Genomic DNA, 9,928 nt, shown 5'->3' with positions numbered 1-9,928 from the left:
ACTTTCCCAATCTTTCTATCTGTACAAGCGCCATGGCTAAAGATGGTACGGAAACCACACCCGAAACGGTAGGAGATCCCAGGAGAGGTTTCTACTGCTCATTCGGTGGGGAAGCCGGCATCCTTCAGCCTTTTTTGCACGAACTCGCGCACGCTCTCAGCGATGCGGATGCTAGCTTGCGCCTCTTCATCGGTAGGAATATAGAACTCATCCGGATAGCGAACCTCAACGCCATAGACGGTCAGGGAATCGGCACCGAGTTCATAGAGTGAGCGGAATTCCGGGGTTATCTCCGCGCATAGCTCGATCAATTCCGCGATGTCGTGTGTACGCCGGAATGATTTTCGATGAAAAGTTAGATACGCCTTGAGATACTTCTCTACACATTGTTCCATGTGGAAACTGACCATATCAGTTGCAGGTTCGTCGGTCTGCATCTCATCCCGACCGATCTTTAAGTCGTTTTCCGCCTTTTTCAGCCAGTTTCGCACCAGATCGGCGTTCATCGAACCGGGATCCCCTCCTCGGCGATCGCGTGTGCCAGGTGGCTGGGATGGTCCTTGAACTGCTCAAATCGCGTTAAGGAAGCAATTATTACGTCATTGGGGATCCGCCGTCTGGCAAGCTCGCGCTTGATCAATGTTATCAATCTCCGTTTGTGCGAAAATGGGAGATCACGATCCACGAGGACGTAGAGGTCCCAGTCGGAATCAGAATGTTCCTCTCCCCGTGCCCGGCTTCCGAACAGGATGATCCTCTCTATCCGGATTCGATCCGTTCCGAGTGCGGTCTCGATCACTTCGATTGCCTGGTCCAGCGGCTCCATCGCCATCACCACCGAGCATCTTAGCGGGAAGCGGGAGGACAAATCAACCGCGCCCCTTGGCCTTTCTCCTTCCCTGTGGTAGCATAGGGGCGCGATGAAAGAGGCGATGCTGTACGAGAAGCTGGGGGACGGTCGGGTGCGCTGCAACCTGTGTGCCCACCGCTGTGTGATCTCGCCCGGTCACCGCGGGATCTGCGCCGTGCGCGAGAACCGCGACGGGACCCTGTACTCCCTTGTCTACGGGAAGGCGATCTCCCTCGCCGTCGATCCGATCGAGAAAAAACCTCTGTTTCACTTCCTCCCCGGCTCGCGCGCCTACTCGATCGCCACCGTGGGGTGCAACTTCACCTGCCTGAACTGCCAGAACTACACGATCTCTCAGTACCCGCGGGAGCACAACGGGCAGGTGATCGGGGAGGAGATCACCCCGGCGGAGATCGTCACCGATGCGGTGGAACGCGGCTGTCAGACGATAGCCTATACCTACACCGAGCCGACGATCTTCTTCGAGTACGCCTACGACACCGCCCGCCTCGCCCACGAGAAGGGTCTGCGCAACGTATTCGTCTCCAACGGATACATGACCGAGGAGGCGGCGGAGGAGATCATCCCCTACCTCGACGGGATCAACATCGACCTCAAGGGGATCTCGGACGAGTTCTACCGAAAGATCGCGGGCGGAACCCTGCGGCCGGTCCTCCGTTCGATCGAGCGGTTTCACCGCGCCGGGGTGTGGGTCGAGGTGACGACCCTCATCATCCCGGGGATGAACGACTCGGACGACGATCTGCGTTGGATCGCCGAGGCGATCTACGGGATCTCCCCGACGATCCCGTGGCACATCTCCCGGTTCTACCCGGCCTACCGTCTCCGCGATGTCCCCCCGACCCCGGTGGCGACCCTGCGCCGGGCGCGGGAGATCGGCAAGGAGGTCGGGCTGCGCTACGTCTACATGGGGAACGTCCCCGGAGAAGGGGAGAGCACGTACTGCCCACACTGCGGGGCCAAACTGATCAAGCGAATTGGGTTCGCCGTGGTGGAAAATCGGCTTCAGGACGGGCACTGCCCGAAGTGCGGCGCCCCGATCGACGGAGTGTTCCTCACCGGGTAGAGACCTCTACCTGCCGCGCTCCGTCCTCGCGCGCGGTGATCCTGACCACGATGTCGCTCACGTCCACGATCTCCGGCACCCGTTCTGGCCATTCGATCACTGTCACCCCCTCATCGGGTGGGATCAGCTGATCGAGCCCGACCTCGGCGAGCTCCGCCAGCGACGCGACACGGTAGGCGTCGAGGTGGTGAAGGGTCAGCCTCCCACCCCGGTAGGGACGGTAGATCGTGTAACTTGGAGATACGACAAGATCGGTGATCAGGAGCCCCTTGGCGATCCCCTTGACCAGGGTCGTCTTCCCCGCTCCCAGCTCCCCGATCAACGAGACGACCATCCCGTCACGCAGGGCATCGGCGAGCTCGACCCCGAGCTCCTCCATCTCCTCTGCGGTATGGGCGAGGACCGTCCTGTTCATTATGCTCTCAGCTTCACCCCGAGCCGGGCCAGCCGCCGCTCGATGCGGGCCATCGCCTTCCCCACCTCCTCGTCGGTGAGGGTCCGGTCCGGAGCGCGGAGGGTGAGCTCGTAGGTGAGGGACTTGTAACCCGGGGTGACCTGATCCCCTTGGTACAGGTCGTACAGGAGGATCCCTTCGACCCGCTTCTCGGCCGCGATCGCCGCCCGCACCTCCTCCTCGGGCAATTCCTCCGGGACGAGGAGGGATAGATCGCGCTTCGAGGCCGGGTAGCGGGGAAGGGGGACGAACTCCGATGTGCCTCGTTTGCGCGCGAACGTCTTCACCAGGTCGAGCTCGAACAGGATCGTTCGCACCCCGTCGAGCCGATCGGCCGCGATCGTCGGGGAGAGCTCGCCGAAGATGCCGATCTCGTCCTTGCCGATGCGGATCCGTCCCCCGCGGCCGGGATGGAAGAACCGGGGAGGATCGTCGGTTACGATCCGTGCCCCGTCGATCCCCAGCCCGGAGAGGAGATCGGTCAGGATCCCCTTGACGGCGAGGATGTCGATCTCCTCCTTGCCGCGGAGCGGGATCCCGGTCCGGCCGAAGAACGCCCCGGCGAGCGAGTCGCGCTCTCCCTCACGCGAGAAGACGCGCCCGGTCTCGAAGATCATCCCTCCGACCACGCCCCGGTTCAGGTTCGTGCGTACGACCGCGAGCAGGCCGGGGATGAGGCGATCGCGCAACATTCTCTGATCAGCGGCCATCGGATTGCGCAACCGGACGAGCCCGTCGTCGGGAAGGTCGAGGGCCGCCCGCCACTCGGACTTGGCGAATCCGTCCGTCACCACCTCGTTCACCCCGAGGCCGGTCAGGACTTCCCGCGCTCGGTCCTTGTACGCCTCGAGCCGGTCCTTCCGCCCCATGTGCAGGACCGCCCGCGGCGGGACGGCCGGGAACCGATCGTACCCGTAGATCCTCCCGATCTCCTCGATCAGGTCGGCCTCACGGGTCAGGTCAGTGCGGAACGTGGGAATACGGGCGACGAGTGCGTCTCCGTCCTCCTCCTCCACTCCGATCCCGAGCCGGGCGAAGGTCTCCACGATCCAATCCTTCTCCACCTCGATCCCAAGGAGGGCGGACGCTCTCTCCGGGCGGAGGCGCACCGTCCACGGACGGCGGGGTGAGGGATAGGCGTCGATCAGGCCGCGGTGTACGATGCAGCCGGTCAGTTTCTGGATCAGGTGAACGGCACGGGCGGTGGCGCGCGGGACCCCCTCCGGATCGACTCCCCGCTCGAACCGCTGTGACGCCTCGGTGCGCAGCCCGATCGCCCGGGATGACCGGCGGATCCGCACCGGGTCGAACGCCGCCGCCTCGAGGAGGACGCGGCTCGTCCCCTGCGAGATCTCGCTTCGTTCCCCTCCCATGATCCCGGCGACGGCAAGTCCTCCGTTCTCGTCCGCGATCATCAGGACCTCGTCCGTGAGGGTGCGGTCGACCCCGTCCAGGGTGCGGAACACCTCCCCCGGGGTCGCCCGCCGCACCCGGATCTCCTCGCCCAGGAGGTCGGCGTCGAACGGGTGCAACGGATAACCGAGCTCGAGCATCACGTAGTTCGTCACGTCGACCACGTTGGAAAGCGGCCGCATCCCGGCCTTGATCAGCCGGTGCTGCATCACGAGCGGCGCCTCTCCGATCTGCACCCCGCTCATCAGCCGAGCGGTGTAGCGGGGGGTATCGCGAGGGTCGTCGATCACCACGAAGAAGAACTCGCCGGCCGGGGGATCGGACTCGGTGAATTCCAGCTCGAGGGGGCGGAGGTCCTTTCCGAGGACGGTGGCGACCTCGCGGGCGATCCCGTAGATCCCGGCGCAGTCGGGCCGGTTGGAGGTGACCTTGATATCGAGGACGTAGTCGTCGTACTCGAGGAGCTCGCCCAGATCGGCCCCGAGCGGGAGGTCGAGCGCTGGATCGAAGTTCCAGATCCCGGGGGATTTATCCTCCAGCCCGAGCTCGGCCTTGGAACAGATCATCCCCTCCGACATGACCCCGCGCACCTTGCGCCGGGTGATCTTGAACCCACCGGGGAGGACCCCGCCGGGAAGGACGACCGGGACCTTCGCCCCTGCGGTCACGTTGTCCGCCCCGCACACGATCTCCGCCTCCCTGTCGCCGAGATCGACCTGACACAGGGTGAGGTGGTCGGAGTCGGGGTGCGGCCTGTGCGCGAGCACCTTGCCGACGACCGTCCCCTCCGGCCGTTCGATCCGGGTGATTCCCTCCACCTCCAGCCCGGCGAGGGTGAGCCGCTCGGCAAGGGAGAGGACTGCATCCTCCGTCACATCGATGTCCACGTACTCCGCCAACCAACGACACGGCACCTTCATCGTTCAGCTATCCTCCTTACAACGAGAACCCGACGTAGATCACATCCACCCCTTCACCGAGGAGCGGAGTGGCGTACCCGACCAGCGCCTTGAACGGGAGGAGCCCGCCGATCGCTGATGCGTCGAACACCAGCTCGACCCCCGCCTCCGCGTTGGGAGCTGTTTTACCCCATTCAACATCCCCGTTCCAGGTATAGCCGATCGCCCCGAACGCCCGCATCACCGCGTGATCGATCATCGCCAGGTTGAACAGGTTGTACGGGGAGTCGTCCTCAAGCGGGAGCTCGACCCCGATCCTCCCGTACAGCTTCTGCGTCCCGTAGGAATGAAGCGGTTTCAGAATGCCGTTCTCCGCTCGGCCGAAGGAATGGATCTCGTCTCGATCGAACAGGAGCGGGTGCGGGAGCTCACCGAAGCTCGTCCCTGCGATCGCTGTCGCCCGCAGGTATATCTGGGGAAGGATCCGCAGCTCATCGAACACACCGATCGCGATCCTGCCGGCCCCGGACGGGGTAACGTCGACCGCGACCGCCCCCTCGCTTGATCGGGCGATCGTGGGAAGGGAGTCCACGCCGAAGTGGAGGTAGGAGACCACCCCGGTCTCGGCCACCTTGCGCCGCGCCCCGATCGTGACCGCGAGGGTGGGGGCGAGGTAGCCCTCCGCGGCCCCGGTCTCCAACCGGGCGAAGGATAGGTAGGTGTAAGTCGCGGTCGCATCGAGGTCACCGTTGACCAGCTGTGCAGACAGGGAGACGGAGTGGGAGCGGCCGATCGCGACTTGGGCGGTTGCCTCGTCCTGTTCGATGTGGACCCGCATCCGATCGAGGTAGCTGATCGTGATCCCCTGCGAGACCGGATCAGGAACGATCAGGTATGCATCGAGCGGGAATGCATTCTCCTTCGCCGCCACCACGAACTTGATCGGGGAGTTGTTGTTCAGCCGGTCCCGATCCGGGAGCCAATGGTCGGGATCGATCGTCACCCGAGCGACCGGCGCGTCCGTGGTGAACGAGACGACATCGTGTGTCTTCTTCCCATCCCAGGTCTGTTTGACCGTCTTCCCGCCGCGCAGGGTCGCGGAGATCACGACCGGCTGGGGGATCCCCCCGTCGCGGGTGACCGCGACCTTCGTCTCGTACCCGGCATCCGTGTGGGAACGGGATAGGATCTCCACCCCGTAGTCGACCGTCCCGGTCCCGTACACCCACTCCGCGAACAACGGATCGAGGACCGTGAGGGTGTGCTTCCCGATCGACTTCTTGAATTCATCAACGCTCATCTCATTGTGCATGTATCTATCAGCCACCGCCCAGAGCACGGAGTCGAACCGGTCTTGCCCCCCGAGGTAGTCCTCGATCTCCCGCATCACGAGGTATCCCTTGTCGTAGATCCTTATCGCATCTGCATTCCCGTATTTCACAGCGGAAAGGGGCTTCACCAGTGCCTCGTCGAACCCGCGCTCCAGGTTCATGATGTAGGGGAGCTCGATCTGGTGCTCGCGCATGTTCAAGAAACCGAACTGGGAACGGATGAATCCTTCCACGATCCCGTTTTCGAACTCCGGGAAGAAGTTCGGCCCGCGCGCCCCGTACTTGCCCTCGAAGTAGGAGACGGCGGAGTATTGAGCGAGCCCCTCGGAGAGCCAGTTCTCGGCGTTCATGTCCACCCCGACTCCGATCCCCCACCACTGGTGGGCGATCTCGTGGGCGAGGACGAACTCGTCGAGCCGGTCCAGGATCCCGGGGAGGGTGACGTTGCGGTGGGTGAAATAGAGGCTCGAGATGTAGACGATCCCATCGGCGGCCATCGACGTCCCGTCACGGTTCGGGTCCTCGACGATCACAAGGCGCTTGCGCGGGTAGGGGCCGAAGCGTTCTTTGTACTCGTTGAGGATATCGCGGGCGTAGGTGGCGAGCAGGCGCGCGGTCGCGTCATGGGCGGGGAGGTAGTCGACCTCGATCGTCACCGCGCTCACCTGGAGGGTGAACCGCTTGTAGTCCCTGCTCAGGGCGAATGCGATCCCGCGGGTTTGGGACTCGTTCTCGATCTCGTAGACGTCGCCGGCGTCGCTGGAGGTGAGGCGAGCGTAGTCCGCCCCGCAGGCGAGGACCCAGCCGGTCGGGACTTCCATCCTCCCGTAGTACTGGAGCGCTGGAATATGGAGAGGGAACGGACCTTGCCCGATGTACTTCAAGACCCCGTCCGCGTCGCTCCAATCCGACTGAGGAAGGAGCGGAAGCGGCCCCCATCCGAACCGCCAGGTGATCACCCCATCGTTATCCGTCTGGTCCGGCCCGGCCCGGCGGGGGACAACGGTGGAGAAGTGAAGCCGGAGCGTAACCTCAGCCCCGGTCTGGGGGAGGTCGAGGGCAAGGACGGTCTCCGCCAGGGAGTAGGTCTGGAACTCCGGCGGCAGGGATATGAGGCGGAATGGAAGCGCGGTGTTCCCCCCGCTTTGTACCATCTCCACTTTCTCGATCGTGGTGGTGGAGGGCTCGAACCCGTTGGGGTAGGACTGGTCGATCACCCGCGGGCTCAGATACGGGTTCGGCTCGCGGTCGAGGTTGGCGAGGAGGAGGAAGTAGAGGTGGGGATCGGTCGGGGTGAAGGTGATGTCCTCGGTTCCGCTGATCGTCCGGGCCTCCGGGTCGAGCTTGACATCGAACGATACCACCCCCGTGGCAGCATCGACCGCCGTCCCCGCCAACAAAAATAAAAGCACCGCGATAATAAGCCGCTTCATCTTTACCTCCCTGCTCAATCCTTGGTGTCCTCTTCCTCGTCCGCAGGGGCGTTGCGATCGACCACCACCCGCACCGAGGTGATCTCCCGGTTGGTCGCTCCTTCGACCGTCAGCTCGACCGGCCCGACCCGTACCACGTCTCCCACCTTGGGCATCGCCTCCAGCCGGTGGAGGATGAGGCCGCTCACCGTCACTCCCTCGTCCTCGGGAAGCTTGATGCCCATCGTCCGGTTCAAGTGATGCACCGAGGTGTCTCCATCCACGATCGCCTCGTCGGGTGAGATCCGCTTGATCAGGGCTACGGGCCGGTCGTACTCGTCCTCGATCTCTCCCACGATCTCCTCGAGGATGTCCTCCAGGGTGACGATCCCGGCCATCCCCCCGAACTCGTCGATCACGATCGCCATGTGCACCCGCTCGCGCTGGAACTCGCGCAGCAGGACGTTTATCGGCTTGGTGGTCGGGGTGTAGTAGGCGGGACGGAGGAGGTCGTGCAGAGTGGGGCGGGGGTTGTCCACTTCGAGGAGGAGGTCCTTGGCGTACAGGGTCCCGACCACATTGTCCGGGATGCGGTCGTAGACCGGGAAGCGGGAGTGGCCGTCCTTGGCCACGATCTCCCGCGCTTTGGCGGGCGAGGTCCGCACCTCGATCGATTGGACCTCGGTGCGGGGGACCATCACCTGCTCGGCGGTCATCTCATCGAAGTCGAGGATGCGGCGGATCATCTCCCCGTCCTCGGCGTCGATCAATCCGCTCTCCTCCCCGGCGTCGATCAATGTCTCGATCTGCTCATCGCTCACCGCGAGGGGTTCCTCCTGCGACAGGTCCTCCCCGAACATGCGGACGATCCCCCGCGCCGCCCCGCGGAACACAACGATCACCGGCTTGAGGATGCGGGTGAACAGGTAGATCTGGTTGATCGTCGCCAGGGTGAACCGCTCGGCGTTGTTCTTGGCGAAATTCTTCGGGGTGATCTCCCCGAATATGAGGAGGGAGATCGTCATCACTCCGGTGGCGAGGATCCCGGCCTGGTAGCTCGGGAGGCCTTTGGGCAGCAATCGGAGGGAGACGAACGTCATCAACGAGCTCGCCCCGACGTTCACCAGGTTGTTCATGATGAGGAGGGCGGTGATCATGTCGTTCGGCTCCTCCAATAGAAGCGCCAGCCCGCGGCGCTTGCGCCGGTGCGTGTTCACGAGGTAGCGCAATCTACCCTCGTCGAGGGAGGTGATCGCGGTCTCCGCGCTCGAGAAGTAAGCCGAACAAGCAACTAAGAAGATAAGCAGCGCTATCTGCGCTCCGATTGACACAGCGTGGGTCACCTCACATTCCTATTATCTGGACGTCAAGGACTGATTGCAAGCCCATCCTGTCAAACGAGCCCGATTTTAGATAAAATCATCCACGGAGAAAAGGAGGCGGAGGATGGAGGAACTGGAGCGATTGATTGAGATCCTCAAGCGGGAGGGGCTGACTGAGATAACGGTGTGGGAGGGAGACCGACGGATCACGGTCAGGCGTGATGCCGCGGTGGTCTCTCACCCTCAGAGCAGGAACGAACCCCTCCCTCCCCCGGAGGAGGACGAAGGGACGTTCACCCTCGCCGCCCCCCTGGTGGGGACGTTATACCTTCGCCCCTCGCCCGAGGATCCTCCGTTCGTCGAAGAGGGTGCCATGGTCGAGCCGGGTGACACCCTGTGCGTCATCGAGGCGATGAAGGTGCTGAACGAGATCAAGGCGGAACGGGGCGGGAGACTCGTCCGGATCCTGGTCGAGAACGGGACCCCGGTCGAGTACGGGCAGCCCCTGTTCCTGTTCGAGAAGACGTGAGCTTCGATCGGGTATTGGTGGCGAACCGGGGTGAGATCGCCCTGCGGATCATCGAGGCGTGCCGCGAGCTCGGGCTCGATTCGATCGTCGTCTACTCCGAGGCCGACCGCGGGATGCCGTACCTGCGGATGGCGGAGCGGGCGATCTGCATCGGCCCGGCCGACCCGGCGAAGAGCTACCTCTCCATTCCGGCGATAATCAGCGCCGCCGAGGTGACCGGGGCGGAGGCGATTCACCCCGGTTACGGATTCCTGTCCGAGAACCCCGACTTCGCCGAGGTCTGCTCCGATCACGGGCTGACGTTCATCGGGCCGGATCACCGCACGATCGCGCTCGTCGGGGATAAGCTCGCCGCCCGGCGCACCGTCGCTGCCGCCGGGGTCCCGGTCCTCCCCGCCGCCCCGGTCCCTGACGATGAGGCCGACCTCCCTGCCGTTGCCGCGGAGGTCGGGTATCCCCTGCTGGTGAAGGCGGTGTACGGGGGAGGAGGGCGGGGGATGCGCCTGGTGCAGGAGGAGGGGGAGCTCGCGGCGGCGGTGACGAGCGCGGCGCGCGAGGCAACATCGTACTTCGGGAAGATCAACCCCTACCTAAAACCTTACCTGTACCACACGCCACCACTCACCGACTT

General features: G+C 63.9%; 9 protein-coding genes. 3 read left to right on the top strand and 6 right to left on the bottom strand.

Annotation, left to right across the window (positions count from 1 at the left end; translation table 11 throughout):
• Positions 1–98: 98 nt before the first annotated feature.
• Complete coding sequence (locus J7J55_05570) at positions 99–506, bottom strand: HEPN domain-containing protein (protein ID MCD6142168.1); 408 nt, start codon at positions 504–506, stop codon at positions 99–101.
• Positions 503–826, bottom strand: coding sequence for a nucleotidyltransferase domain-containing protein (locus J7J55_05565; GenBank protein MCD6142167.1), 324 nt, complete (start codon positions 824–826; stop codon positions 503–505). Before J7J55_05565 ends, J7J55_05570 begins: the two co-directional genes overlap by 4 nt.
• Before the next feature lie 94 nt (positions 827–920).
• Here J7J55_05565 and amrS point away from each other — a divergent pair, with 94 nt between their 5' ends.
• Positions 921–1,937, top strand: a complete 1,017-nt coding sequence (amrS, locus tag J7J55_05560; GenBank protein MCD6142166.1) for an AmmeMemoRadiSam system radical SAM enzyme — start codon at positions 921–923, stop codon at positions 1,935–1,937.
• Here the strand turns inward: amrS and tsaE are convergent.
• Genes tsaE through J7J55_05540 form a run of 4 tightly spaced genes read right to left on the bottom strand, consistent with a single transcriptional unit; the run spans position 1,927 to position 8,789 of the window.
• A complete protein-coding gene (gene tsaE, locus J7J55_05555) occupies positions 1,927–2,352 on the bottom strand; it encodes a tRNA (adenosine(37)-N6)-threonylcarbamoyltransferase complex ATPase subunit type 1 TsaE (GenBank protein ID MCD6142165.1) in 426 nt (141 codons plus the stop codon). The two genes, amrS and tsaE, sit on opposite strands and share 11 nt — an antisense overlap.
• On the bottom strand, positions 2,352–4,724 hold the full coding sequence (locus J7J55_05550) for a phenylalanine--tRNA ligase subunit beta (GenBank protein ID MCD6142164.1): 2,373 nt from the start codon (positions 4,722–4,724) through the stop codon (positions 2,352–2,354). Before J7J55_05550 ends, tsaE begins: the two co-directional genes overlap by 1 nt.
• Positions 4,725–4,740: 16 nt before the next feature.
• On the bottom strand, positions 4,741–7,467 hold the full coding sequence (locus J7J55_05545; GenBank protein MCD6142163.1) for a hypothetical protein: 2,727 nt from the start codon (positions 7,465–7,467) through the stop codon (positions 4,741–4,743).
• Between the two features lie 14 nt (positions 7,468–7,481).
• Positions 7,482–8,789 (bottom strand): HlyC/CorC family transporter, encoded by a 1,308-nt coding sequence (locus J7J55_05540; protein ID MCD6142162.1) that lies wholly within the window; start codon positions 8,787–8,789, stop codon positions 7,482–7,484.
• Between the two features lie 103 nt (positions 8,790–8,892).
• Here J7J55_05540 and J7J55_05535 point away from each other — a divergent pair, with 103 nt between their 5' ends.
• Together J7J55_05535 and J7J55_05530 are read left to right on the top strand one after the other, a co-directional pair.
• Positions 8,893–9,297 carry an acetyl-CoA carboxylase, biotin carboxyl carrier protein gene (locus J7J55_05535; GenBank protein MCD6142161.1) on the top strand — a complete coding sequence of 135 codons (405 nt, stop codon included), beginning with the start codon at positions 8,893–8,895 and terminating at the stop codon, positions 9,295–9,297.
• Positions 9,294–9,928: acetyl-CoA carboxylase biotin carboxylase subunit (locus J7J55_05530; protein ID MCD6142160.1), on the top strand; the 635-nt coding region annotated here is incomplete at its 3' end. The genes J7J55_05535 and J7J55_05530, both read left to right, overlap by 4 nt.

This window comes from Candidatus Bipolaricaulota bacterium (assembly GCA_021159055.1).
In the GTDB taxonomy this organism is placed as follows: domain Bacteria; phylum Bipolaricaulota; class Bipolaricaulia; order UBA7950; family UBA9294; genus S016-54.
Note: the sequence above shows the minus strand (reverse complement) of the source record. Positions and strands in the feature narration are given on the sequence as shown.